27 protein-coding genes are annotated in these 26,886 nt (G+C 36.5%); 19 read left to right on the forward strand and 8 right to left on the reverse strand.

Features of this window, described 5'->3' with window-relative positions; all coding sequences use genetic code 11:
• Positions 1 to 176: 176 nt before the first annotated feature.
• Complete coding sequence (gene rnjA / locus OCL94_RS07545; RefSeq protein WP_262996132.1) at positions 177 to 1,865, reverse strand: ribonuclease J1; 1,689 nt, start codon at positions 1,863 to 1,865, stop codon at positions 177 to 179.
• Entirely contained in the window at positions 1,866 to 2,078 is a 213-nt protein-coding gene (locus OCL94_RS07550) for a DNA-dependent RNA polymerase subunit epsilon (RefSeq protein WP_262996134.1), read from the reverse strand.
• A gap of 234 nt (positions 2,079 to 2,312) precedes the next feature.
• Here OCL94_RS07550 and OCL94_RS07555 point away from each other — a divergent pair, with 234 nt between their 5' ends.
• Positions 2,313 to 3,089, forward strand: coding sequence for a Cof-type HAD-IIB family hydrolase (locus tag OCL94_RS07555; RefSeq protein ID WP_262996136.1), 777 nt, complete (start codon positions 2,313 to 2,315; stop codon positions 3,087 to 3,089).
• Positions 3,090 to 3,189: 100 nt separating this feature from the next.
• Here the strand turns inward: OCL94_RS07555 and def are convergent, their stop codons facing one another.
• Positions 3,190 to 3,744, reverse strand: a complete 555-nt coding sequence (gene def, locus OCL94_RS07560) for a peptide deformylase (RefSeq protein WP_262996138.1) — start codon at positions 3,742 to 3,744, stop codon at positions 3,190 to 3,192.
• Positions 3,745 to 3,865: 121 nt separating this feature from the next.
• Between def and OCL94_RS07565 the strand changes: the two genes are divergently transcribed.
• From OCL94_RS07565 to OCL94_RS07620, 12 genes are all read left to right on the forward strand, one after another.
• Positions 3,866 to 4,498 carry a YkyA family protein gene (locus OCL94_RS07565; RefSeq protein WP_262996140.1) on the forward strand — a complete coding sequence of 211 codons (633 nt, stop codon included), beginning with the start codon at positions 3,866 to 3,868 and terminating at the stop codon, positions 4,496 to 4,498.
• 192 nt (positions 4,499 to 4,690) lie between these two features.
• Positions 4,691 to 5,806 (forward strand): pyruvate dehydrogenase (acetyl-transferring) E1 component subunit alpha, encoded by a 1,116-nt coding sequence (gene pdhA, locus OCL94_RS07570; RefSeq protein WP_262996142.1) that lies wholly within the window; start codon positions 4,691 to 4,693, stop codon positions 5,804 to 5,806.
• Positions 5,807 to 5,809: 3 nt separating this feature from the next.
• The gene (locus OCL94_RS07575) at positions 5,810 to 6,787 is read left to right on the forward strand and encodes an alpha-ketoacid dehydrogenase subunit beta (protein ID WP_262996144.1); all 978 of its coding nucleotides are present in this window, start codon (positions 5,810 to 5,812) and stop codon (positions 6,785 to 6,787) included.
• Positions 6,788 to 6,899: 112 nt separating this feature from the next.
• Entirely contained in the window at positions 6,900 to 8,186 is a 1,287-nt protein-coding gene (locus OCL94_RS07580; protein WP_262996146.1) for a dihydrolipoamide acetyltransferase family protein, read from the forward strand.
• Positions 8,187 to 8,190: 4 nt separating this feature from the next.
• Positions 8,191 to 9,597 (forward strand): dihydrolipoyl dehydrogenase, encoded by a 1,407-nt coding sequence (lpdA, locus tag OCL94_RS07585; RefSeq protein ID WP_262996148.1) that lies wholly within the window; start codon positions 8,191 to 8,193, stop codon positions 9,595 to 9,597.
• A 67-nt stretch (positions 9,598 to 9,664) separates the two neighbouring features.
• Entirely contained in the window at positions 9,665 to 9,946 is a 282-nt protein-coding gene (locus OCL94_RS07590; protein WP_262996150.1) for a UPF0223 family protein, read from the forward strand.
• A gap of 102 nt (positions 9,947 to 10,048) precedes the next feature.
• Positions 10,049 to 10,591 (forward strand): helix-turn-helix domain-containing protein, encoded by a 543-nt coding sequence (locus OCL94_RS07595; protein WP_262996151.1) that lies wholly within the window; start codon positions 10,049 to 10,051, stop codon positions 10,589 to 10,591.
• Between the two features lie 9 nt (positions 10,592 to 10,600).
• A complete protein-coding gene (locus tag OCL94_RS07600; RefSeq protein ID WP_262996153.1) occupies positions 10,601 to 11,683 on the forward strand; it encodes an ABC transporter ATP-binding protein in 1,083 nt (360 codons plus the stop codon).
• A gap of 1 nt (position 11,684) precedes the next feature.
• Positions 11,685 to 12,491, forward strand: a complete 807-nt coding sequence (locus OCL94_RS07605) for an ABC transporter permease (protein WP_262996155.1) — start codon at positions 11,685 to 11,687, stop codon at positions 12,489 to 12,491.
• A complete protein-coding gene (locus OCL94_RS07610; protein ID WP_262996157.1) occupies positions 12,488 to 13,300 on the forward strand; it encodes an ABC transporter permease in 813 nt (270 codons plus the stop codon). The genes OCL94_RS07605 and OCL94_RS07610 overlap by 4 nt, the downstream gene beginning before the upstream one ends.
• The gene (locus OCL94_RS07615; RefSeq protein ID WP_262996159.1) at positions 13,297 to 14,370 is read left to right on the forward strand and encodes an ABC transporter substrate-binding protein; all 1,074 of its coding nucleotides are present in this window, start codon (positions 13,297 to 13,299) and stop codon (positions 14,368 to 14,370) included. The genes OCL94_RS07610 and OCL94_RS07615 overlap by 4 nt, the downstream gene beginning before the upstream one ends.
• Before the next feature lie 606 nt (positions 14,371 to 14,976).
• Positions 14,977 to 15,840, forward strand: a complete 864-nt coding sequence (locus OCL94_RS07620; protein WP_262996161.1) for a DUF4064 domain-containing protein — start codon at positions 14,977 to 14,979, stop codon at positions 15,838 to 15,840.
• Between the two features lie 53 nt (positions 15,841 to 15,893).
• Here the strand turns inward: OCL94_RS07620 and OCL94_RS07625 are convergent, their stop codons facing one another.
• Positions 15,894 to 16,505 carry a YktB family protein gene (locus OCL94_RS07625; protein ID WP_262996163.1) on the reverse strand — a complete coding sequence of 204 codons (612 nt, stop codon included), beginning with the start codon at positions 16,503 to 16,505 and terminating at the stop codon, positions 15,894 to 15,896.
• Positions 16,506 to 16,626: 121 nt separating this feature from the next.
• Between OCL94_RS07625 and OCL94_RS07630 the strand changes: the two genes are divergently transcribed.
• Complete coding sequence (locus OCL94_RS07630; RefSeq protein WP_262996165.1) at positions 16,627 to 17,448, forward strand: inositol monophosphatase family protein; 822 nt, start codon at positions 16,627 to 16,629, stop codon at positions 17,446 to 17,448.
• On the opposite strand, the gene OCL94_RS07635 is transcribed toward OCL94_RS07630, so the two are convergent.
• The 3 genes from OCL94_RS07635 to OCL94_RS07645 form a co-directional block, all read right to left on the reverse strand.
• Positions 17,435 to 17,662 (reverse strand): hypothetical protein, encoded by a 228-nt coding sequence (locus tag OCL94_RS07635; RefSeq protein ID WP_262996167.1) that lies wholly within the window; start codon positions 17,660 to 17,662, stop codon positions 17,435 to 17,437. The genes OCL94_RS07630 and OCL94_RS07635 overlap by 14 nt on opposite strands.
• Positions 17,663 to 17,748: 86 nt before the next feature.
• Positions 17,749 to 18,315, reverse strand: a complete 567-nt coding sequence (locus tag OCL94_RS07640; protein ID WP_262996169.1) for a hypothetical protein — start codon at positions 18,313 to 18,315, stop codon at positions 17,749 to 17,751.
• Positions 18,316 to 18,482: 167 nt separating this feature from the next.
• Complete coding sequence (locus OCL94_RS07645) at positions 18,483 to 18,668, reverse strand: DUF5325 family protein (RefSeq protein WP_262996171.1); 186 nt, start codon at positions 18,666 to 18,668, stop codon at positions 18,483 to 18,485.
• Positions 18,669 to 18,784: 116 nt separating this feature from the next.
• Between OCL94_RS07645 and typA the strand changes: the two genes are divergently transcribed.
• Both typA and OCL94_RS07655 read left to right on the forward strand, forming a co-directional pair.
• Entirely contained in the window at positions 18,785 to 20,629 is a 1,845-nt protein-coding gene (typA, locus tag OCL94_RS07650) for a translational GTPase TypA (RefSeq protein ID WP_262996173.1), read from the forward strand.
• A gap of 3 nt (positions 20,630 to 20,632) precedes the next feature.
• Positions 20,633 to 20,974: a YlaH-like family protein gene (locus tag OCL94_RS07655; protein ID WP_262996175.1), complete on the forward strand. Its 342-nt coding sequence runs from the start codon at positions 20,633 to 20,635 to the stop codon at positions 20,972 to 20,974.
• A 103-nt stretch (positions 20,975 to 21,077) separates the two neighbouring features.
• Here the strand turns inward: OCL94_RS07655 and OCL94_RS07660 are convergent, their stop codons facing one another.
• Complete coding sequence (locus OCL94_RS07660; protein WP_262996188.1) at positions 21,078 to 21,554, reverse strand: hypothetical protein; 477 nt, start codon at positions 21,552 to 21,554, stop codon at positions 21,078 to 21,080.
• A 118-nt stretch (positions 21,555 to 21,672) separates the two neighbouring features.
• On the opposite strand from OCL94_RS07660, the gene OCL94_RS07665 reads away from it, so the two are divergent.
• From OCL94_RS07665 to OCL94_RS07675, 3 genes are all read left to right on the forward strand, one after another.
• Complete coding sequence (locus tag OCL94_RS07665) at positions 21,673 to 21,948, forward strand: YlaN family protein (RefSeq protein ID WP_262996177.1); 276 nt, start codon at positions 21,673 to 21,675, stop codon at positions 21,946 to 21,948.
• A 50-nt stretch (positions 21,949 to 21,998) separates the two neighbouring features.
• Positions 21,999 to 23,189 carry an FtsW/RodA/SpoVE family cell cycle protein gene (locus tag OCL94_RS07670; RefSeq protein WP_262996179.1) on the forward strand — a complete coding sequence of 397 codons (1,191 nt, stop codon included), beginning with the start codon at positions 21,999 to 22,001 and terminating at the stop codon, positions 23,187 to 23,189.
• A gap of 222 nt (positions 23,190 to 23,411) precedes the next feature.
• The gene (locus tag OCL94_RS07675) at positions 23,412 to 26,849 is read left to right on the forward strand and encodes a pyruvate carboxylase (protein WP_262996180.1); all 3,438 of its coding nucleotides are present in this window, start codon (positions 23,412 to 23,414) and stop codon (positions 26,847 to 26,849) included.
• Positions 26,850 to 26,886: the final 37 nt, after the last annotated feature.

Here is a 26,886-nt window from a genome sequence, read left to right on the forward strand (position 1 = left end):
TTTATAGCGCGTAGTGGGTAGTGAGAAGGCGCAAGCGGTAGTATTTTGGTAATACTACCGCTTATTGTTGGTTATTGTGTCAGAGCACGCGGCTTTATTCGAAAAATACAGCCGGATTCACTTTCATTACCCACCAATTGTCAACGCAATAAAAAAAGACCCAGCCGGGTCTTTTTTTATTGTTCATTATTTTTGTTAACATCCATAATCATCGGTAAGATCATTGGTTTACGTTTCGTTTTTTCGTATAAATATGGTGATAATGTTTCAGAGATCACATTTTTAATATGATGCCATTCTAAATCTTCACCTGAATTTAATTTTTCGATGACTTTCTTTTTCAGTAATCGACTTGCATCATAAATTAAATGACCTGATTCACGCATATACACAAATCCACGAGAGATGATGTCCGGTCCGCTTAATAATTGGTTTGTATTGAAGTCGATACTTACAACGACAATAACCAATCCTTCTTCAGATAAGATTTTACGGTCTTTAATCACGACATTACCAATATCGCCAATTCCGCTACCATCCACTAATATGTTACCTGATGTTACGCGTCCGGCAAAACGTGCGCTATCTTTCGTTAAAGCAAGTACATCACCATTTTCATGAATAAACACGTTATCAGGGTGTACGCCACAATCCACACCTAATTGGCCATGTAAACTTTGCATACGATATTCACCATGAATTGGCATAAAGTATTTCGGTTTCATTAAACGTAGCATTAATTTTTGTTCTTCTTGTGAACCGTGTCCTGACGTATGGATATTTGATAATTTACCATGAATAACGTCAGCGCCAGCTTTGTACAATGCATTGATAGTACGGTTAACACTTAATGTATTCCCTGGAATCGGTGAAGATGAGAATATAACCGTATCATCCGGGATAATCGAAATTTGACGGTGTGTTCCATTCGCAATACGAGATAATGCTGCCATCGGTTCGCCTTGTGATCCTGTACATAAAATTAATAATTTATGCTTTGGAATACTGTTAATTTTATTTGCTTCTACAAATGTTTCAGGTGGTACTTTAATATAACCAAGTTCTGTACCAATCTTAATGTTGTTTTCCATTGAACGACCGAATATTACGATTTTACGATCAAATTTTACGGCAGCTTCAATCGCTTGTTGCACACGATAAATGTTTGATGCAAATGTCGCAAAAATAATACGACCTGTACATTTTCTAAATATCTGTTCAACATTTTGACCGACTTCACGTTCACTGATTGTAAAGTTAGGTACTTCGGCGTTCGTTGAATCTGAAAGTAAACATAATACGCCCTCTTCACCTAAATGTGCCATCTTTGCAATGTTAGCTGGCTCTCCAACGGGTGTAAAGTCGAATTTGAAATCTCCAGTATGCACAATTTTACCTTCAGGTGTATCTACAATTACACCGTAAGCTTCAGGAATTGAGTGTGTTGTTAAATAGAATGAGACTTTTAAATGTTTGAATTCAAACACACTATCTTCAGTAATCGGATTTAAACTTGCAGTACGCAGTAAACCATGTTCTTCTAATTTATTACGAATTAACCCTAATGCTAGCGGGCCGCCATAAATCGGAATATTTAATTGTTTTAATAAGAAAGGTACGCCACCAATGTGGTCTTCATGACCGTGTGTGATGAACAACCCTTTAATGCGCTCCTGATTCTGTACTAAATACGTATAGTCAGGAATGACGTAATCGATACCAAGTAACTCGTCCTCGGGAAACTTGATACCTGCATCAATAACGATAATTTCGTCTTTATATTCAACGGCGTAAGTATTCTTACCGATTTCACCCATACCACCGAGGGCAAATACGCCGACTTCATTCGTTTGTAAAGGCTTCATTTAGATAGTCTCCACGCTGTAGTTTTCAGCTTTTTGTTCGTACTCAAGGTGAGCACCTTTTAATTCCTGAACAAATTCAATGTTATAAGGACGATCTAATAAATATCTTCTTACTTGCTCTTCGCTTACAGCTTCGAAATATTTAACTTTAGTGTTCTCACGAATAATTACTTCACTTTTGTCTTCTTGAAAAAATACTTTAAAAATTGCCATTGATCAATAGCCTCCTCAAATTTTATATACATAAAGAATGCCCTAGAAGTCTAGGGCTAAACATAAACCGTACAAGACATTTATATTAAATGTATAAGTACTATTATCTTACATGAATTAATATAGTAGTGTAAAGTCTTTGCATGCAACTTCTTTTATATATAATAATACATTTTTGAATTAAAGCGTAGAAAAAGGTACACTAAAATTAAATAAATGGTCGGAGGCATAATGATGAAACAGCATTTAATATTCTTTGATATTGATGGTACGCTTTATAATGATGATAAAGTAATGAGTGAAGCTACGAAATTAACGCTTCAAAAATTAAAAGAGAAGGGACATATTCTCGCGATTGCGACAGGACGTGCACCGTTTATGTTGCAGGATGTGTTAAACGAAACAGGAATTGAGAACTATATTTCATTTAATGGTCAATTTGCAAAAATGAACGGAAAAGTGATTTATGAAAATCCATTAGATTTAGCGACATTACAGCAGCTTGAAAAAGATGCAGCAGCGAATGGTCATCCGTTAGTCTTTCTGAATGAACACGAAATGGTATCCAATATAGAATATCATGACCATATTAAAGAAAGTATGGGTTCATTAAAGTTTGAACATCCGAGACATGAAGCGGATTTCTATATAGACAAACCAATTTATCAGACGTTAATCTTCAACACAGTAGATGAAGATGTAAAGTACGATAACCAATACGACAAGATTAAATTTATTCGTTGGCATGAAGTTAGTCGTGATGTTGTTCCTGCAGGTGGATCTAAATTTGAAGGGATCAAGAAAGTAAGTGAAGCAGTAAATATCCCGATAGCAGATTGTATTGCTATTGGTGACGGTGCGAATGACCTTGAAATGATTGAAGGAGTCGGCCTTGGAATTGTTATGGGGAACGGTGTTGATGCATTAAAAGCTGTCGCGGATTATGTAACAGATGATGTCCATTCAGAAGGGTTAACGAAAGCATTTCAACATTATAAATTGATAGATTAATAGTAGCGAGTAAGCGACAAATAAAGTTTAACACTTACTCGACAGCTTGATATTCCTACAACGTAAAAAAGGTGAACCAAAACAAACTGGTTCACCTTTTCTATTGAATTGCAATGGCATTCGGTTGTACTTCCATTGGATGCTCTTTATTAATATGGTCATAAAACATTACACCATTTAAATGATCGATTTCATGTTGAGCGACGATGGCAGTAAAATCTTTTAAACGTAGTTTTACTTCTGTTCCATCTGGTTTAAATGCTTTTACTGTAATACGTGCATAACGATGTACTAGTCCCGGAATATTTTCATCAACGCTTAAACAGCCTTCACCGGTCGGTAAATAGGCTTTCTCAACACTGTGGCTGACAATTTTCGGATTGATTAACTGATGTTCTACATATTGATTTGTTTTTTCATCAAAGAAGTAAATCACTAGCATACGTTTACTCACGTTGATTTGCGGTGCTGCAATACCGACGCCACTTCTCAACTTATATTTTTTTGCTAATACTTCATCCTGACTCATTTTTAAAAATGATAACATATCATCGATGGTTTTACGGTCTTCATCTGATAACGGTAATGCGACTTCTTGTGCTTTTTCTCTTAATGTCGGATGTCCGTCTCTTATAATATCATTCATCGTTAACATAACAACAACTCCTTTATTACTTTAAAATATATCAGATTACGCGTAGGTTTGCATTATATACATTGAAATAAAAAGGGAAAAGGGATAACATAATAACCAGGAATAGAGGAGGAATTGACGCATGAAAAAATTTAAAATTGCCATTATGATGAGCTTAATGGTATTACTTGTTGCATGTTCGAATAAGACAGCCAACTTAGAAGCATTTTATAATCAAGTAGAAGAAAGTAGTAAAATTGAAAAAGATATTGAAAAAACAAGTAGCGAGCTTGAAAAATTAGAAAACGACAAACTTCAATTATTTAATAAAGTTGATAAAGCAAAACTAGACCAGCTTAAAGGTATTGCTGAAGATTTAACGAAAAATACAGATAAACGTAAAGCTGCCGCTGACAAAGAAGTTAAAGTGATGGAGCAATCAAAGAAAACATATGATGATGCTAAAGATGAAGCAAAATCAGTCGATGATAAAACACAAAAACAACAAGTTGAGAAACTTGTTACAGCTTTAGATGAAAAGTACAACAAGCACGATTCATTAATGAAAGCATATCATGAAATCCTAAAACAGGAGCAGGCTTTATTTGATTACTTAAAAGAAGATACGATTGATAAAGCAGTTGTAAATGAAAAGATTGCTGCTGTGACGAAGTTATATGAAGGATTCCAGAAGAAAACGGATGATTATACGAAAGCACAGCGCGAAGTGGATCAGGCAAGAAAGCCAATTGTAAAGACATTAAACGAAGCGTAAATATACTGCAAATATTGTAAATTTGAAAACGCTTTCTGATATATAACAGTTTTGATATTGTGGTAATACAGCGTTCACAACCCTTGTTGTGACGCTGTTTTTTATGTAAAATCTTTTTCTTTATCTGTAGTACACATGTGTGATATGATAGATGATGTAATTAAAACATAAACGAAAGGTTTGGTGAACAGAATGGCTCTTAATAAAAAAGCCCCATTCGATGCTGTTTCAAATTTACGCGAAATCGAAGAAAAATTTGAAGTAGTTCAAGTATTAGATTTAGACGGAAATGTAGTTAATGATGCATATATGCCTGAATTAACGGACGAACAATTAGTAGAATTAATGGAGAGAATGGTTTGGACACGTGTGTTAGACCAACGTTCAATCTCATTAAACCGCCAAGGTCGTTTAGGATTCTACGCACCTACAGCAGGTCAGGAAGCATCTCAATTAGCTTCTCACTATGCTTTAGAACAAGAAGACTTTATCTTACCAGGTTACCGTGATGTACCTCAATTAATCTGGCAAGGATTACCTTTAACAAAAGCATTCTTATGGTCAAGAGGACACTTCTTAGGTTCACAAATGCCTGAAGGTATGAATGCTTTAGCACCTCAAATCATTATCGGTGCACAATACGTACAAACAGCGGGTGTTGCGTTAGGTCTTAAAAAGCGCGGTAAACAAGCTGTTGCAATTACGTACACTGGTGACGGTGGTACTTCACAAGGTGATTTCTATGAAGGTATCAACTTTGCATCTGCGTATAAAGCACCTGCAATATTCGTTATTCAAAACAACAACTACGCAATCTCTACACCACGTAGCAAACAAACTGCAGCTAAAACGTTAGCGCAAAAAGCAGTTGCTGCAGGTATCCCGGGTATCGTTGTAGACGGTATGGATGCTTTAGCGGTTTACTTTGCAACGAAAGAAGCACGTGACAGAGCAATTGCTGGTGAAGGTCCAACATTAATCGAAACAATTACGTATAGATATGGTCCACATACAATGGCTGGGGATGACCCAACACGTTACAGAACTTCAGATGAAGATGCTGAATGGGTGAAAAAAGATCCATTAGTACGTTTCCGTAAGTTCCTAGAAAACAAAGGTTTATGGTCTGAAGAAAAAGAAAACGAAATCATCGAAAAAGCAAAAGAAGATATTAAAAATGCAATTAAAGAAGCAGATGCTGCACCTAAGCAAACTGTGACACAATTAATTGAATTAATGTACACAGAAGAAATGCCTTATAACTTAAAAGAGCAATATGAAATTTATAAAGAGAAGGAGTCGAAGTAAGTCATGGCACAATTAACAATGATTCAAGCAATAAATAATGCACTTCAAACTGAACTTAAAAATGACGAAAACGTTCTTGTATTCGGAGAAGACGTTGGTGTCAATGGTGGTGTGTTCCGTGCGACTGAAGGACTTCAAAAAGAATTCGGTGAAGATCGTGTATTCGATACACCGCTTGCTGAATCTGGTATTGGTGGTTTAGCTGTTGGTTTCACATTAACAGGCTTCCGTCCAGTTATGGAAATCCAATTCTTCGGTTTCGTATTCGAAGTATTCGATTCGTTAGCAGCGCAATTATCACGTCAAAGTTTCCGTTCAGGTGGTACTAAATCAGCTCCTGTAGTTATTCGTTCACCATTTGGTGGTGGGGTGCATACACCTGAATTACACGCGGATAACTTAGAAGGATTAATGGCGCAAACACCTGGTTTAAAGGTTGTTATCCCATCAAACCCATACGATGCAAAAGGTTTATTAATCTCTGCAATTCGTGATAACGATCCAGTTGTATTTTTAGAGCACATGAAATTATACCGTTCATTCCGTGAAGAAGTACCTGAAGAAGAGTACACTGTTGAAATTGGTAAAGCAGCAGTGAAACAAGAAGGTACAGATCTTTCAATCATCACTTACGGTGCAATGGTTCAGGAATCATTAAAAGCTGCAGAAGAATTAGCGAAAGATGGTCACTCAATCGAAGTAATCGACTTACGTACAATTCAACCTTTAGATATCGATACAATTATTGCATCAGTTGAAAAAACAGGACGCGTTGTTGTTGTGCAAGAAGCACAAAAGCAAGCGGGTGTTGGTGCAAATGTTGTTTCTGAAATTTCAGAGCGCGCGATTCTTTCATTAGAAGCACCGATTGCACGTGTAGCAGCAGCAGATACAGCTTACCCATTTACACAAGCTGAACATGTTTGGTTACCTAATAAAGAAGACATCATTGCAGCAGCTAAAAAGACTTTAGAATTCTAGTATTTAAGCTTTGACGCGCACAACATGAAAAGTAACAATGCTTTGCCTTTGTTACTTTTCATCATTTATATTAATAAAGAATAAATTAATACATTCTTAGGAGGAATTTATTGTGGCATTTGAATTTAAATTACCCGCTCTTGGTGAGGGGATTTTCGAAGGTGAAATCGTAAAGTGGTTCGTAGCAGCTGGAGACACGATTGCAGAAGACGATATTTTATGTGAAGTACAAAATGATAAATCAGTAGTTGAAATTCCATCACCTGTATCAGGTACGATTAACACAATCGTAGCTGAAGAAGGTACTGTAGCAAACTTAGGAGACGTTATCGTAACAATCGATTCTGACGATGCACATGCACAAGAAGCAGCAGCGAAATCAGAAGCTCCTGCTGAAGTGAAAGAAGAAGTAACTGCAGAAGCACCAAAAGCAGACGCACCGAAAACAGAAGCAGTTGAAGTGGATGAAAAGCGTCGCGTTATTGCAATGCCTTCAGTTCGTAAACTTGCACGTGAAAAAGGTGTTAACATTAAAGCGGTTAACGGTACAGGTAAAAATGGTCGTGTATTAAAAGACGATATTTTAGCTTACTTAGAAGGTGGACAAACTGCAGCGGCACCAGCACAAGAAGCACCTGCAGCACAACCAGCAGCAGCAAAAGCAGCACCACAACCAATCGCAGCGCCAGAAGGAGATTTCCCTGAAACACGCGAGAAAATTCCTGCAATGCGTAAAGCGATCGCGAAAGCAATGGTTAACTCTAAACATACTGCACCACACGTAACATTAATGGACGAAGTTGAAGTACAAGCATTATGGGATCACCGTAAGAAATTTAAAGAAATCGCAGCTGAACAAGGTACGAAATTAACATTCTTACCATACGTTGTGAAAGCTTTAGTTTCAGCATTAAAAGCTTACCCAGCATTAAACACTTCATTAGATGATGCAACAGAAGAAGTAGTACACAAACATTACTACAACATCGGTATCGCAGCAGACACTGAACGTGGTTTATTAGTACCTGTTGTTAAAAATGCAGATCGTAAATCAATCTTCGCAATTTCTGATGAAATTAACGAATTAGCAGTAAAAGCACGTGATGGTAAACTTTCTCCTAGCGAAATGAAGGGTTCATCATGTACAATTAGTAATATAGGTTCAGCTGGTGGACAATGGTTCACTCCAGTCATCAACCACCCTGAAGTTGCAATTTTAGGTATCGGTCGTATTGCACAAAAAGCAATCGTTAAAGACGGAGAAATCGTTGCAGCACCAGTATTAGCATTATCATTAAGTTTCGACCACCGTCAAATCGATGGTGCTACAGGCCAAAATGCTATGAATCATATTAAGCGTTTATTAAATAATCCAGAATTATTATTAATGGAGGGATAAGCACATGGTAGTTGGAGATTTTCCTATTGAAACAGATACTATAGTAATCGGAGCAGGTCCTGGTGGATACGTTGCAGCAATTCGTGCAGCACAATTAGGACAAAAAGTAACAATCGTAGAAAAAGGTAGTTTAGGTGGCGTATGTTTAAACGTAGGTTGTATTCCATCTAAAGCATTATTATCAGCTTCTCATAAATATGAGACTGCGAAACATTCTGAAGACTTCGGTATTAAAGCTGAGAACGTTACAGTTGATTTCTCTAAAGTTCAAGAATTCAAAGGCGGCGTTGTTCAAAAATTAACAGGCGGTGTTGGTGCTTTATTAAAAGGTAATAAAGTAGAAATCGTTGAAGGTGAAGCTTACTTCGTTGACCAAAACAACTTAAAAGTTATGACTGAGAAATCATCTCAAACATACACTTTCAAACACGCGATCATCGCAACAGGTTCACGTCCAATTGAAATTCCAAACTTCAAATTCAACAAACGTGTAATCGATTCAACTGGTGCTTTATCATTAACGGAAGTACCTAAGAGCTTAGTCGTTGTTGGTGGAGGATACATCGGTTCTGAATTAGGAACTGCATATGCTAACTTCGGTACGAAAGTTACAATTTTAGAAGGTGCGAAAGACATTTTAGGCGGCTTCGAAAAACAAATGACACAAGTGGTTAAAAAAGGTCTTAAGAAAAAAGGTGTTGACATTGTAACAGAAGCAATGGCTAAATCTGCTGAAGAGACTGAAACTGGTGTTACAGTAACTTATGAAGCGAAAGGCGAAACGCATACAATCGAAGCAGAATACTGTTTAGTAACTGTAGGTCGTCGTCCAAACACAGAAGAAATTGGTTTAGAATCATTAGGTGTTAAATTAACTGAACGTGGTTTAGTTGAAGTTAACGAAGAAGGACGTTCTTCAGTTGAGAACATCTTCGCTATCGGTGATATCGTTGCTGGTCCTCCATTAGCACATAAAGCATCTTACGAAGGTAAAGTTGCTGCTGAAGTTATTGCGGGTGAAAAATCTGAAGTAGATTACTTAGCGATTCCTGCTGTATGTTTCACTGAGCCTGAACTTGCAACTGTAGGTTATACAGAAGCAATGGCGAAAGAAGAAGGATTAGATTTCAAAGCATCTAAATTCCCATACGCTGCTAACGGCCGTGCATTATCTATCGGTGAAACAGATGGTTTCTTAAAATTAATCTCATTAAAAGAAGATGGTTTATTAATCGGTGCGCAAATCGCTGGTTCTGGTGCATCTGACATGATCGCTGAATTAGGTTTAGCAATCGAAACAGGTATGACTGTTGAAGATATCGCTTTAACAATCCATGCACATCCATCTTTAGGTGAAATTACGATGGAAGCTGCTGAAGTTGCATTAGGTAGCCCAATCCACACAATGTAATTGCAATACAATAACATACGAAGCACTATTCAGAGATGAATAGTGCTTTTTTTACGGAGGTCAAATGATGAGTTATAGTTATCCAATTGATCCGGACTGGACACAGGAAGAAATCATTGATGTCGTGAATTTTCTTGCTTTAGTAGAAGATGCATATGAGTCGAAAGTGAACACGGATGATTATGCAGTCGTGTATCGTGCATTTAAAAATGTAGCACCAATGAAGTCCGATGAAAATAAAATTTATAAAGCATTTAAAGAAGTATCGACTTATGATGGATACTTAGTGACACAACGTTTTCAAGCGGCACGTAAAGCGAATGAAAAGACATTTAGCGTATCAAAATAACATAAAAATTTAGTATGACTGTTGTTTTTTGACTTTTTTTCTGCTATATTAAAAATGCTTCTAAACAAAATGTTTACAATTATTAAACTAAGGTGTGACGCAATGGATATAGGGAAAAAAATTAAAGATTTAAGAAGACAAAAGAATTTAACGCAGGAAGAGCTAGGCGAACGAACAGATTTATCAAAAGGATATATTTCGCAGTTAGAGCGTAATTTATGTTCACCATCTATGGAGACGTTTTTTAATATTCTTGAAGTATTAGGTTCAGAACCATCAGACTTTTTCAACGAGAAGATGCATGAACAACGTATTTATTATCCGAAATCGGAACAAACATTTTATGATGAATATGATAATGGCTATTTAATTCAGTGGCTCGTACCGGATTCGAATGAATTTGATATGGAGCCTGTCATTATTACGTTAAAGCCAGATTCTGAATATAAGAAGTTTGAACCGAGTCTATCGGACAGTTTCATATACGTATTAGACGGGATTGCAAGTATTCGTATCGGAAGAAAGGAATTTACTGCACGTAAAGGGGAGTCCTTTTATTTTAAAGCGAATGAATCGCATCAGCTGTTTAATAAATTTAAAAAAGATGCACGTGTATTAATCGTTGCAACGGAATCTTACTTATAGGAGAGTGCTATGAAAGAATTTATTCAATTTAACAATGTATCAAAATCTTACGGCGACAATAAAGTTTTAGATAATATTAATTTTGAAATTGAAGAAGGTAAATTTTATACGTTGTTAGGACCTTCTGGCTGTGGTAAGACGACAATCTTAAGATTAATTGCTGGCTTCGAAAAACCAACAAATGGTGATATATTCTTTGAAGGCAATCGTATTAATGATATTCCGGCGAACAAACGTCGTGTGAACACGGTGTTTCAGGATTACGCGTTATTTCCACATTTAAATGTATTCGAAAATGTCGCGTTCGGTTTGCGCATTAAGAAAGTGAATCAGAAAGATATTCAGACGAAAGTAATGGATGCATTAAAGCTTGTAAAGTTAGAAGGCTTTGAACATCGTGAAATCAAAGATATGAGTGGGGGACAACGTCAACGTGTTGCAATTGCCCGTGCGATTGTGAATGAGCCTGAAATCATCTTACTGGATGAGCCGTTATCAGCATTAGACTTAAAGTTAAGAACTGAAATGCAGTATGAATTACGTGAAATTCAGCAACGTTTAGGGAAGACGTTTATCTTCGTGACACATGATCAGGAAGAAGCACTTGCGATGAGTGACTATATATTTGTTATGAATAAAGGGAAGATTGAACAAAGTGGGACGCCGACTGATATATATGATGAGCCGATTAACCGTTATGTCGCTGACTTTATTGGCGAGTCGAATATTGTGTCGGGCATTATGAAACGTGATTATGTTGTTGAAATGTACGGTAATGAATATGCATGTGTCGATAAAGGGTTTAAACCGAATGCGAAAGTCGATGTAGTGATCCGTCCTGAAGATATTGAAATTACGACGCCAGAAGCAGGGAAAGTGAAAGCAGTCGTGGATTCTCAATTATTTAGAGGCGTACATTACGAAATTTGTTGTTTCGACGAAGCGGGTAATGAATGGATTATTCAATCAACGAAAAGCGCTCAACCTGGTCAACACGTTGGCTTAACGTTTGATGAAGAAGCGATTCATATTATGTTACCGGGTGAGACAGAAGAAGAATTTGATGCGCGTATCGAGTCATACGAGGTGTAATATGGATAAAGCGAAAAAATATTTTTTAATACCGTATATGATATGGATTGTTATTTTTATCATTGCACCACTCGTTATGATTTTTTACACAAGCTTTACGGATAACAGCGGGCATTTTACGCTTCAAAATTATCAAGATTTTTTCTCGATGGCGTATTTTAAAATGACGCTCAGTTCATTTGTTTATGCGTTCATTATCACATTGATCTGTCTTATTATTTCGTATCCGATAGCGATGGTGTTACGCAGTACGAAAAACAAGCAATTCTGGTTACTGATTATTATATTGCCGACGTGGATAAATTTATTGCTTAAAACGTATGCATTTATCGGTATTTTCAGTAAACAAGGGACGATTAATGATTTGTTAAACTGGATGCATTTGCCGGCAACAAGTCTGTTATTTACAAATGCAGCATTTATCTTTGTATCGGTTTATATTTATATTCCGTTTATGATATTGCCAATCTTCAATAGTATGAATGCTATTCCAGAGAATTTACTGCAGGCATCTCGTGATTTAGGTGCGACAGAAATGACGACGTTCAGGAAAGTTATTATGCCATTATCATGGGAAGGGGTTAAGACAGGAATACAAGTCACGTTTATTCCTGCATTGAGCCTATTCATGATTACCCGTTTAATTGCCGGGAATAAAGTGGTCAATTTAGGGACAGCAATTGAAGAGCAATTTTTAGTAACGCAGAACTTTGGTATGGGTTCTACGATTGCGGTGTTCTTAATTTTAGCGATGGCGCTCGTTATGATAATTACGAAGTCGAAAGAAGGAAGTGAGGAAGTCAAATGAAATTAAGATCTAAACTATTTTTAGCGGTCGCACTTTTCATTTTATATTTTCCGATCTTCTATTTAATGTATTATTCGTTTAATTCGGCTGGGAATATGAACCACTTTAAGTCATTTACGTTAGACCATTACAAAGCGGTGTTTCAGAATAAACGATTAATGGTTATCATCGTTAATACGTTAGCAGTTGCACTGATTGCAGCAAGTGTATCCACAGTAATTGGTATTTGTGGAGCGTTAGGGATTCATTACATGCGCAATAAGCAGTTAAAAGTAGGTTTACTTACATTAAATAATATATTAATGGTTAGCAGTGACGTTGTTATTGGCTCATCATTTTTAATATTATTTACAGTGATTGGTCACTTTACGGGACTAGGATTAGGGTTCTGGTCTGTATTGATTTCACATATTGCGTTTTGTGTACCGATTGTTGTGTTGCTTGTATTGCCGAAACTGTATGACATGAATCAATCACTGATTAATGCGAGTTATGATTTAGGTGCAAGTACGTATCAAACGATTACGAAAGTGATTATTCCGCATATATTACCTGGAGCGTTTGCTGGATTCTTTATGGCATTAACGTATAGCTTAGATGACTTTACGGTGAGTTTCTTCGTTACCGGAAACGGCTTTAGCGTATTATCAGTTGAAATTTATTCGATGGCGCGTAAAGGGATTTCAATGGAAATTAACGCGATTAGTACATTGTTATTCTTACTTGTGATGACGATTATATTAGTATATTACTTTGTATCGAATAATCATGTGAAGAAAAGAAAGATAAAGGCAGGTGTAGCGAAATGAAACAATTAATGCAGCTTATTATTACGTCACTCGTTGTTGCAGTGCTTTTACTTTTCTCTACACGATTTATCGATCCACCACCGAAAAGTGGTAAAGGGAATATATTGTATGTGTATAACTGGGGAGAGTATATCGATCCCGATTTACTAAAGCAATTTGAGAAAGAACATGGGATTCGTGTAATACTGGAAACATTTGATTCGAATGAATCGATGCTCGCTAAAATTAAAAATGGTGGCACGCATTATGATGTTGCAGTACCGAGTGAATATGCGATTCAAAAGATGAAAAAAGATCATTTGCTGATTCCGATTGATCATAAAAAAATCCCGAATTTAAAAAATATCAATCCGGATTATTTGAATTTACCGTTTGATAAAGGCAATCAATATTCAATACCTTATTTCTGGGGAACAGTAGGAATACTGTATAACCCTGAGAAAACGAAAGGTATTGATTTCTCAAGCTGGAACAGTTTATGGGATAAACGGTTGAAAGATAACGTGTTAATTGTTGATGGCGCGCGTGAAGCGTTAGGATTTTCTTTAAATAGTATGGGAGAATCATTAAATGAAACGAATCCGCATAAATTAGAATTAGCAGAGAAAAAGCTCGAAAAATTAGGGCCGAATGTTAAAGGAATCGTCGCGGATGAAATTAATACGATGATGGTTCAGAAAGAAGCCGATGTTGCTGTTGTATGGAGTGGTATGGGTGCTGATATTATGAATGAGAATGAAAAGCTTGATTTCGTTGTACCGAAAGAAGGATCGAACTTATGGTTTGATAATATCGTTATTCCGAAGACCGCTCAAAATATTGACGGTGCACATGAATTTATTAATTTCTTGCTGGATGCTAAAATTGGTAAACAAAATACCGAATGGGTAGGATATGCTACGCCGAACGCTGCAAGTTATCAATTGTTAGATAAAGAAACGCGTAAAGATAAACGATTCTATCCAGATAAAGAAGTACAGAAGAAATTAGAAGTTTATAAAGATTTAGGCTATGAAAATATTAAAAAATATAACGAGCTGTTCTTGAGATTTAAAATGAGCTTGAATTAAGAGAGGCCGTTTAAGAGAGGCAGTCGAAAGGGTGTTAAGACGCAAGTAAACTGGAGACAAATCCAAGAAATCGTTCTTTGATTTCGATGGATTTGTTGAAGTTTAACATGCGTCTGCCCTTGAGAGGCCGTTTAAGAGAGGCAGTCGAAAGGGTGTTTATCACTCTAAATCCTTTATGGGTTTAGGGTGATTTTTTTTGTGGATGAGTGTTGGTTCGCAATACTTCATAGTATCGCGAACTAACGGATTAATATGGAGGTAAATAGTCCAGAAAGACTAGAAATATGCTGAGTTAGTTCGCAATACTGCATAGTATTACGAACTAATGGTATAAGAATGAAGGAAAATAGTGCTGAATGAGTAGAAATATACTGCGTTGGTTCGCAATACTGCATAGTATCGCGAACTAACGGTGTAAGAATGGAGGGTAAATAGTCCAAAAAGACTAGAAATATGCTGAGTTAGTTCGCAATACTTCAGAGTATTATGAACTAAAACATAAGCGATCTCCTTATTAAATAAATATCAATTAAATCGTTCAATCATGCATATATAAGTTACATTAGGGTATAATGAACATAAATACAGTTACAAGGAGATGAATATATGAGTCGCAGAGAGTATACGCAAACCGTTCAACCCGTGAGTCGTGTTCCAGAAAAAATATTTGGATGGCTTGCATGGTTATCATTATTTGTAGGTGCAATTTTAGGTCTTTATCAGTTATTAGTAAATGGTAATAACCCAGATTTTATTGCGCAGTTAAAAGAAGGATTTAATCAAGCTATACAGAAAAATCAAGAATTTAAAGATTATTTAGATACAAATAATTTAACAGTTGATCAAATTATTCCACAAATCATGAATGCAATTTGGGGTATCCTTGCTTATTTAATTTTACCATTAATATTTGGTTTAATTGGATTACTTAAAATGAAAAAACGTATTTTAGCTGGTGTGATGTTACTTATTGCAGGATTACTTACTACACCTTTATTCTTTACATTTATTTTCGGTTTCATCCCATTATTCTTCTTTATCGCAGCAATTTTATTATTTGCGCGTAAAGATAAAGTGATTACAAACGCTGATTATTATGACAATCACCGTGAAGTTGAAACAGTAAATCGTCCTAGAAATGCAGCGCCTGAGTATGTAGAGCGCGATGAGCATATCGAACGTGAACGCAACAACGATTATGTTTATGATGCAAATGATCGTGAAGCGGTGTACAATCAACGAAACAATGACAACACTTTTGTTGATAATAGCCCAACTGTTGAAATTGACAAAGAAACAATTAAAGAACATCATGAACAAACGAATATTGACCACGATTACAACGCAGCTAATACGCGTGATTCATTTGACAAAAATCTTGTCAATGACCATGATCGTGTAACGTATGTTGATAAGACTAAAGATGCAGTTGACGAGCGTCGTGACAATTATAATAAACGTAATCAATAATCAATAATAAATAAAAGCAGGATTTCTGGTTAATTCAGAGATCCTGCTTTTATTTATTGATAGAGCGGTAACATTTCAAAAAATGTCTGTTCAATTTCTTTAATAAATGCCTTATCTGTTTTTAATGCTTCATCCCCAGGATAAAATACTTTACCAAACATTAATTCGCCTTTTTTCACGTCTACTAAACGATTGATATAGCTTTCAATATCTTTCTTTTTTAGATCTTTAATGTACGTAAATTCTTCTTTCATATGATCGCCTTTAATAATATAGTCATCATTTAATGCTTGTATCGCTTTCATTTGCTTCTTCCATTTTTTAGCCATACGGTCTTTATCAGGCGATTCATAAATGACACCAAACAACACGAAAGCATGACTGCCAAATAATCCAATCTGGAAATGGGGCAACATTTTATAGCCGCGTTTATTCGTCGCAAACGCAACCCACGTATCATTCGGTGGATTTGTTTTACGGCGTAAATGTTTCGCTACATGCGGATAAAATGTTTCGTCTGTCTGTTCAGATAAATATCCGCTGAAATGATCACCAAGCGCTTCAAGTTTTGGTCGTGTCGTATTGATTAATGCTTCCATTCGAGGTGCTAATCCGTCGACTTTAAATACATCGAAATCTTTTTTAGTAAATTTATATTTTGTCATATTAATCCTCACATTCTAATTCTTTAATCTTAACTATTACATTACACGAATGTATGACAAGAGAAAACATTTTTGCATCGTTTTGTTCTTGTGTATAATATATGCAACAGGAGGAGTGCATATGGCATTATATGAATTTTTAAAAGAGATTACTTTACAGGCTGGAGAAAATATTAGAACACAGTTAAATGAGCCACTCGAAATTGAAACGAAATCTAACGCGAATGATTTAGTAACGAACATGGATAAAGCGACTGAGCAATTTTTATTTGAACGCATCCAGTCCACTTATCCAGAACACCGTATTATTGGTGAAGAAGGTAGTGGTAAAGATATTGAATCACTGGATGGTGTTATCTGGATTATAGATCCCATTGACGGGACATTAAACTTTGTCCATCAACAAGAGAACTTTGCCATTTCAATCGGTATATTTATCGATGGTAATAAATATGCCGGCGTCGTTTATGATGTTATGCGTGACGTATTATACGAAGCTAAAGCAGGACGTGGTGCATACAAAAATGGAGAAAAGTTAGCACCGATTAATGACACACCATTAAGCACTTCTATTATTTCGATGAATCCAAACTGGTTAACGAAAGATTTCACACGTGATATGTACATTCCAATCGTCAAAGATGCAAGAAGTGCCAGAAGTTATGGTTCAGCAGCACTCGACTTTGCTTACGTTGCTTCGAACAAGATTGACGCTTATATTACATTACGTCTTCATCCATGGGACTTTGCCGGCGGATTAATTATCGTTGAAGAAGTAGGCGGTGTAGTTACGAATCAGTTAGGCCAGCCACTCAACATGTTAAATGCCAACTCAATCGTTGTGGCCAATAAAGCATTACATCATGAACTGTTAACGCAATATTTAAGTCCGTATCAGGCACAATTAGAGCAATTACATCAAGACAAATTCATGAAACGTTAAACTGTTGCAGTTGCTTTTTTCGTGATTTCGGAAATAACTTTTGCAGCTGATAATTTGAAAAGAAATTATTTGAGAATTTTTGAATTTTCGCTTTCGTAATACGTTCATCATGTGTTAAATGATAAAGCTCGCGCAAAGTGTGCTCAAATATTTCATCAATCGTACGAATGGACGCACATTGTTCGCAATAGACGAGTGATTTATGTTTGATCATCGTGTTACGTTGTTTACATTCAGGGCAAACGATCCCTGTGGCATAGTGCTGATGCTTTATAAAGACAATTTCATAATGCGCTTGAACTAAGTACTTACCGATGTGAGTACTTTTTTTTTATTAAGTTGATTAATTTTATTAAGGTATGGGATAATATCGTGTTTAAACAGAAATGGGAAATGATCAGTATGTGCATCAAGTTCAAAAGTTTCATCTAAACATACACATTTAATATAAATTGGTAAATGTTTATACTTATCATCCAATATGGAGTAAATCGAATATTTAACACAATTTAATTGTAAAATATCGAGCTGTTGTGTTTCTGTAATGTAATGAGAAAGTATGCCTTCGTTATTAATGTAATGTAAGCCTTCATAATTATTGAGTTTAAACAAGTATATCGCCGTTTCAGAAACTAAGATGACATTAATTAATGCATCGATGTGGTAGTCAGAATAATTAAACTGCCAAATACAATCGAAGTTGTTCATATCGATGCCGTTTAAATACTGCTCAAATTGAATTTCCAGCTGCTCTGTATTTCTGAGTGTCGCAAGCCGAGCTAATTGTTCTTCGTCTAATATCGCACGTCCTTCTAATGCTTCAAGATACGCTAAATGTTTGTTTTTGATACGCTGTTTTAATATCATATCATCACCTCGTTATGAATTGATCATTACAGTGATAATATAGTATGGAATTAAATTGTGTGCAAAACGTCAAAATTCAATAATTAAACAAATTTCATGTTCAAAATTGATGTTTGGTGCAAAATACAAGAAAAACTGCACAAATTTTTGTGCAGTTTACGAATTTACTATAACCAGTTATTTTTTCGGTATTGACTTTTTAACGAAAACCCATATCCAAATGTCGCAATAAATAAAACCGCTGAAATAATAATTAGTAAATAATTTAATTCAGCTAATCCAATGCTGAATAAAATAAGCATTAATACGGCGAAAACGGCAAGACAGAAAAATGGTAATTTACTTTTTTGCATATAAAACACCCCTTATACTTTGAATATGGAATTTATCGATATATAATTATCTTATAATATGATATAATATCACAGTTACATAATAAACTGTAGTTCGATTAAGGAGAAACAAATCAATGACAAATTTTAGAGAAGATGTTCGTAATATTGCAATTATCGCCCACGTTGACCACGGGAAAACAACCCTAGTTGATGAATTATTAAAACAATCAGGTACTTTCCGTTCAAATGAACACGTTGAAGAACGTGCAATGGACTCAAATGATATTGAGAGAGAACGTGGTATCACGATTTTAGCGAAGAACACAGCAATTGATTACAAAGGAACACGCATTAACATTCTGGACACACCTGGACATGCTGACTTCGGTGGAGAAGTAGAACGTATCATGAAAATGGTAGACGGTGTAGTATTAGTTGTCGATGCTTATGAAGGGACAATGCCTCAAACACGTTTCGTATTAAAGAAAGCGTTAGAGCAAAACTTAAAACCTGTAGTCGTTGTTAACAAAATTGATAAACCATCTGCACGTCCGGAAGAAGTATTGGATGAAGTATATGATTTATTTATTGAATTAGAAGCGAATGACGAACAATTAGATTTCCCTGTCGTGTATGCGTCAGCGATTAATGGAACTGCAAGTTTAGATCCTTCAACTCAAGATGAGAACATGCAAAGTTTATACGAAACGATTATTGACTATGTACCAGCGCCAGTTGATAACAAAGATGAGCCGTTACAATTCCAGGTTGCATTATTAGATTATAATGACTACGTTGGACGTATCGGTATCGGACGTGTATTCCGTGGAACGATGGAAGTTGGTCAACAAGTTTCTTTAATTAAGATTGACGGCACAATCAAAAATTTCCGTGTGACGAAAATATTCGGTTTCTTCGGTTTAAAACGTGTTGAAATTGAAAAAGCGTATGCAGGTGACTTAATCGCAGTTTCAGGTATGGAAGACATTAACGTTGGTGAAACTGTAACACCAACAGACACGCCTGAAGCGTTACCAATCTTACGTATTGATGAGCCAACGTTACAAATGACGTTCTCAGTAAACAATTCACCGTTTGCAGGTAAAGAAGGTAAATTCGTAACTGCACGTAATATTCAAGATCGTTTAGAATCACAACTTGAAACAGACGTATCATTACGTGTTGAATCAGTTGGTCCAGACAGCTGGACAGTTTCAGGTCGTGGGGAATTACATTTATCTATCTTAATCGAGAACATGCGTCGTGAAGGTTTCGAATTACAAGTTTCTAAACCTGAAGTTATCGTTAAAGAAATTGACGGTAAGAAATATGAGCCATATGAGCGTGTTCAAATTGACGTACCAGAAGAACATACAGGATCTGTTATTGAATCTTTAGGAACACGTAAAGGTGAAATGGTTGATATGGTGAACAGTGGTAACGGTCAAACACGTTTAATCTTTAACGTGCCAGCTCGTGGCTTAATCGGTTACCGTACTGAGTTTATGTCGATGACGCGTGGTTACGGTATTTTAAACCATACATTTGATGAATACCGTCCATTATTAAAAGGACGTATCGGCGGCCGTCGTAACGGTGTATTAGTTTCTATGGATAAAGGGGTAGCTTCAACATATGCTATCTTAGCTTTAGAAGACCGTGGCGTGAACTTCATGGAACCAGGTACTGAAGTTTATGAAGGTATGATCGTTGGTGAGAACTCTCGTGATAATGACTTAACGGTTAACATTACGAAAGTGAAAGCTGCGAACAACATCCGTAGTGCGACGAAAGAACAAACAACAACGATGAAGAAACCTAGAACATTAACGTTAGAAGAAGCGTTAGAATACTTAAATGATGATGAATTAGTGGAAGTTACACCTGAATCTATTCGTTTAAGAAAGAAAACGTTAGATAAATCTCAACGTGAAAGAGAACAGAAAAAAGCGAAAGCAGCAATGCAAGAGGAGGAGTAATCAATGAATTTTATGATCGGTAATGCGCAAGTGAGCGTAGATCCTGAGCAAAGAATGTCATTTCTTGCTAAACTTCTTGCAGTTGATACAAATCCTGTATATGGGATGTGGTATTTGCTTATCGCGATATTTATATTGAGTGCAATTGTTTATAATTTAGGATTTGCGAGAAAGTTAAAACTTTGGCAGAACGTGGTCATATATATTCTATTATTCCTAGGTTGTATTATTTTAAGTTTCTTAGCGGTATTTTTACCGGTTGGAGAAAGTTTAATTATTGCAGCGATTGTACTTGGATTGTATCGTTATCGATTGCATAAAGAGCGTCAACAAAAGAAAGCTTAAGACATTGTGTCTTAAGCTTTTTTTCGGCCATGATTGATGTGAACGGTGAAGGTACTTAAATTGATGGCCGATAAAACCAGTTTATCGGCCATGAATATATTATTTAAACAATTTCTATACCCGTCACATGTTGCATGACTAACTTTAAATCCTGATCATAAACAAACGCATCGACCATACCGTCTTCATATAAGCGTTTACCATCTTTAGAGAACTGGAAGTATAGTCCTTTCAATGCTTCTAAAGGTATTTGCACAGTTGTTGCTTCATTGGATAATGCAACATGGGTTGCATCACTGTCAGGTTCTGCATTAATAATAAAGTGATGCATATTCATTAAGAATGTTCCTTCTAATAATGCTTGTTTTTTATATTTTTTCTCTGAAATTAAAGTCGGCGGTTTAGAGGCACCTTCTAATATTTCACGGTTCCACTCATAATTGTCCTGGAAGGTAATTGTTTCTTCACCAGTTGTTTGGCCATTTAATAATTGCTCCATTTCTACTTTACGGTCATCAAAGATAAAAGTAGATGGATCAAGTGTAATATTAAATTTTACTTTTCCTTTAATTTGAATAATCATCATATCACCCTTTCACATTAATAATACCATATTCTATATGAGTAAATGCTTGATTTTTAAAGACATGTCATATAGAATTTTAAAGTATAAGAATAATGAAATGAGGGTGTATGCTATGCGTGACAATTTAGATTACAAACAAAAGGCATATGACCAGCTCAATCAAGATGCAGACAAAATATTGCAGTTGATTAAAGTTCAAATGGACAACTTAACGATGCCACAATGTCCTCTTTACGAAGAGGTGTTAGATACACAAATGTTCGGTTTAAGTCGTGAAGTTGATTTTGCGACACGTATCGGATTAATTGAAAAAGATGAAGGTAAGAAATTATTATCTGCTCTCGAGAAAGAACTTTCAAAATTGCATGATGCCTTCACCAACGTTTAAAGTCTAGAGCAAGCGCTTTAGACTTCATTAATTTTTTGGAGCGGATTCCTTTGACACAATTTAGAAAATTTATAGATTACATAAAAGCATATACAAAATATGTCGACTTTCCGCTATTGCTGAGTTACGTTGCGCTCGTATTAATTGGATTAGTTATGATTTATAGTGCGAGTATGGTTGCAGCAACCCGTGGGACATTGACAGGTGGCCGACCTGTAGCAGCTTCTTATTTTTACATACGACAATTGTTTACGATTATTGTGAGTTTCGGGTTAGTATTCTTCATGGCATATTTCATGTCGATTCAAATCATTAAGAATAAGCGCGTCCAACAGTTCTCTATCGCAACGATTATGATTTTATTACTGATCACACGGTTATTTGGGCAAGAAGTCAATGGTGCGACAAGCTGGTTGAATTTAGGATTTATGCAACTTCAGACTTCTGAATTTCTCAAGATTGTCGTTATTATTTATTTAGCTTATATATACGATAAGAAAGACAATTTAGATAAAATGAGCGCAGATATTATTGCCCCCCTCATATTAGTCGGTGTATGTGCAGGGTTAGTCATGTTACAAAATGACTCTGGTTCTACTATACTGATTATGATGATTATCGGTTGTATCTTTTTATATTCTGGTATTGCTTTTAAAGCGATGATAAAAATGGCTGGCCTCGTACTCTCGGGGGTTGTCGCATTTATGTTAGGAAAGTTCTTAATTACCGGTTCTTTCCTTGCAACCCATCAAAAACAACGTTTCGAAGTGCTGGCAAATCCTTTTAAAGATGAAGCAGGCGCGGGATACCATTTATCTAACTCATTAATGGCCATTGGTAATGGTGGTATATTCGGAAAAGGGTTAGGGAATGGTGTCATGAAACTTGGCTATTTACCAGAGCCGCATACAGACTTTATCTTTGCAGTCATTGCGGAAGAGCTCGGTCTTGTTGGTGTTATTGTTATTATTAGTTTATTGTTCTTCATTGTATATAAAGGATTAATGTATGCAGCACTAGCAGATACGATATTTTATAAATTAATTTGTGTCGGTGTTGCAAGTTACATCGGCATTCAAACCTTTATTAATTTAGGTGGTATTTCTGGGTTAATTCCGTTAACGGGTGTGCCACTACCGTTTTTAAGTTATGGTGGATCGAGTATGTTAAGTTTATCGATTGCTGTTGGACTCTTACTGATGGCAGCTAAAGATGTTAAGAAAAAATCAATGGAGTCGTAAAAGATATTCAAAAAAATGAATACGATTTCATATAAAAGTGTGTACCGAATGGTGCATGCTTTTTTGTATACCTTTATATTGTTGTGTTTATCAATCTATTAAAAATGTTAATGTAATGCATACTTTTGAATATTTTATGTATATTCTAATGAATGCATACTAAATTACAACATGGTTCTATATAATGAAAGTGTATTGAATAATCTTCGAGGAGGAAATGATATGAATCGCATCAAGAAGTTATTAGTCGCAAACCGTGGAGAAATTGCCATTCGCATATTTCGTGCGGCAACAGAACTAAACATTCCGACAGTCGCAATTTATTCTAAAGAAGATAAAGGATCACTGCATCGCTACAAAGCAGATGAATCTTATCTTGTCGGAGAAGACATTGGACCTACAGAAAGTTATTTGCACATTGAGCGTATCATTGAAATTGCGAAACAATGTGGTGCAAATGCGATTCATCCAGGGTATGGATTTTTAAGTGAAAATAAGACTTTTGCTACGCGTTGCGCAGAAGAAGGCATCATCTTTATCGGTCCGGAAATTCGTCATCTTGATATGTTTGGCGATAAAGTGAAAGCACGTGCGACTGCTGAATCAGCGCATCTACCGATTATTCCGGGAACGAAAGAAGCTGTAACATCGTTTGAAGCGGTGAAGTCATTTACCGATCAATATGGCTTTCCGATTATCATTAAAGCCATTTCTGGTGGTGGTGGTAAAGGGATGCGTATCGTGAAGGATCAGTCAGAGCTTGTTGATGCGTATCAGCGCGCACAATCTGAAGCATTGAAGTCATTCGGAAATGCGGAAGTTTATGTTGAGCGTTATATTGAAAACCCGAAACATATCGAAGTCCAGATTATTGGTGATACACACGGTAACATCGTACATTTATTTGAACGTGATTGTTCTGTGCAACGTCGTCATCAAAAAGTTGTAGAAGTTGCACCGTCAGTGGGCTTAACAGAAGAATTAAGAATGCGTATTTGTGATGCAGCATTGCATTTAATGCAACATATTGGATATGTTAATGCAGGGACTGTTGAATTTTTAGTGAGTGGCGATGATTTTTACTTTATTGAAGTGAACCCTCGCGTTCAAGTTGAACATACAATTACTGAAATGGTGACAGGTGTCGATATCGTTAAGACGCAAATATTAATTGCAGACGGCGAAGCATTGCATGATGAATGTATCGCGATGCCACGACAAGCAGATATTATTACGTTAGGTTATGCAATTCAGTGTCGTGTAACGACAGAAGATCCATTAAATGATTTTATGCCGGATACCGGGACAATTATGGCATACCGTTCGACAGGCGGATTCGGTGTGCGTTTAGACGCAGGTGACGGATTCCAGGGCGCCGAAATTTCACCGTACTATGATTCATTACTCGTGAAAATTTCAACACAAGCAATTACGTTTAAGCAGGCAGAAGAGAAAATGATTCGCTCGTTACGTGAAATGCGTATACGTGGGATTAAGACGAATATGCCATTTTTAATCAATGTCGTAAAGCATCCATTGTTTGTTAGCGGTGAGTATCATACTAACTTTATCGATTCTACGCCGGAGCTCTTTCAAATAGAAGCACCGCGTGACCGAGGGACTAAGACGTTAGAATATATCGCGAATGTGACGGTGAATGGGTTCCCTGGTGTTGAGAAGCAGGATAAACCAAATTTCGAACCGCTCTATATTGAGAAGAAAGAACCAAATCAATTGCCGGGTACGAAACAATTGTTAGATCAACATGGACCTGATTTCGTGAAAAATTGGGTACTAGAACAAGAGGATGTACTGATGACGGATACGACATTCCGTGATGCCCATCAATCTCTTTTAGCAACGCGCGTTAGAACGAAAGATTTACTGACGGTTGCACCGATGACGAGTCATTATTTACAAGATAGTTTCTCTCTGGAAATGTGGGGAGGCGCAACATTTGATGTCGCTTATAATTTCCTGAAAGAAGATCCGTGGGAACGTCTTGAGAAGTTACGCAAAGCGATACCGAATGTATTGTTCCAGATGTTACTACGTGCCTCAAATGCAGTCGGCTATAAAAATTATCCGGATAATGTTGTTACGAAGTTTGTCGAAGAAAGTGCGAAGGCCGGCATTGACGTCTTTAGAATATTCGATTCGCTGAACTGGCTGGATCAAATGAAAGTGGCCAATGAAGCAGTATTAAAGGCAGGCAAAATATCAGAAGGTGCGATTTGTTATACGGGTGATATATTAAATCCAGAACGTTCAACAGTGTATACGCTGGATTATTATAAGAAAATGGCAAAAGCGATGGAGCGTGAAGGATTCCATATCCTTGCGATTAAAGATATGGCGGGATTACTTAAACCTGAAGCGGCATTTGAATTGATTAGTGAATTGAAAGCGACGGTTAATTTACCAATTCATCTTCATACGCATGACACGAGTGGTAACGGTGTGATGCTTTATGCAAGAGCGATAGAAGCGGGTGTTGATATTGTTGATACAGCGCTTGGTGCTATGAGTGGCTTAACGAGTCAACCGAGTGCCAATACATTGTATTACGGACTGAATGGTAAACAGCGTCAAATGCGTGCAAATATTGATGGTCTTGAGAAATTGTCGCAATACTGGGAAGGTGTCCGTCACTATTATAAAGATTTTGAAAGTGATATTAAGTCACCGCATACAGAAATTTATAAACATGAAATGCCTGGTGGTCAATATTCTAACTTAGGTATGCAAGCGAAAAGTTTAGGATTAGGGGATCGTTTCAGTGAAGTGAAAGATATGTACAGACGTGTGAATTTAATGTTTGGTGATATTGTGAAAGTAACGCCATCTTCTAAAGTTGTTGGAGATATGGCATTATACATGGTACAAAATAATTTAGATGAAACGTCAGTAATAGAACGTGGTGCGACACTGGACTTCCCGGAATCCGTTGTATCATTCTTTAAAGGTGAGATTGGACAACCGGCGAATGGTTTCCCTGAAGCATTGCAGAAAGTCGTGTTAAAGGATATCGAAAGTATTAATGTAAGACCTGGGGAATTGTTACCACCAGTTGATTTTGAATCGTTACGTCAAACGTTAACGACGAAACAAGCGAAACCAGTGACAGAACAAGATGTTGTAAGTTATGCGCTGTATCCGAAAGTATATGAGCAATATGTGGCGACGAATGAGAAATTTGCGAATGTATCATTGCTTGATACGCCAACGTTCTTCTACGGAATGCGCAAAAATGAAAAAGTTGAAATCGCTATTGATGAAGGAAAAACACTCATCGTACAGTTGATTAGTGTGGGTCATGTGCACGAAGATGGATATCGCTGGGTATACTTCGACTTTAACGGGATGAGTCGAAAAGTGTATGTGAAAGATGTGAATGTGGAACCAAGTGTAGCGACAATACCGAAAGCAGATCCTCAAAATAAACATCATATCGGTGCGCAAATGCCAGGTACTGTAGGTGAAGTGAAAGTAATAGAAGGAGAAACAGTAACGAAAGGACAAGCTTTATTAGTGACTGAAGCAATGAAGATGGAAACGACTGTGCAAGCGCCTTTTGATGGTGTAATTACTAAAATACATGTAAAGGCAGGAGACAGTATCCAAACGTCTAATCTACTGGTCGAAATACAAACTGTATAATCACAAAAATAACCTGCTGATTTTCAGCAGGTTATTT

The organism is Macrococcus capreoli (genome assembly GCF_025628935.1).
GTDB classification, from domain to species: domain Bacteria; phylum Bacillota; class Bacilli; order Staphylococcales; family Staphylococcaceae; genus Macrococcoides; species Macrococcoides capreoli.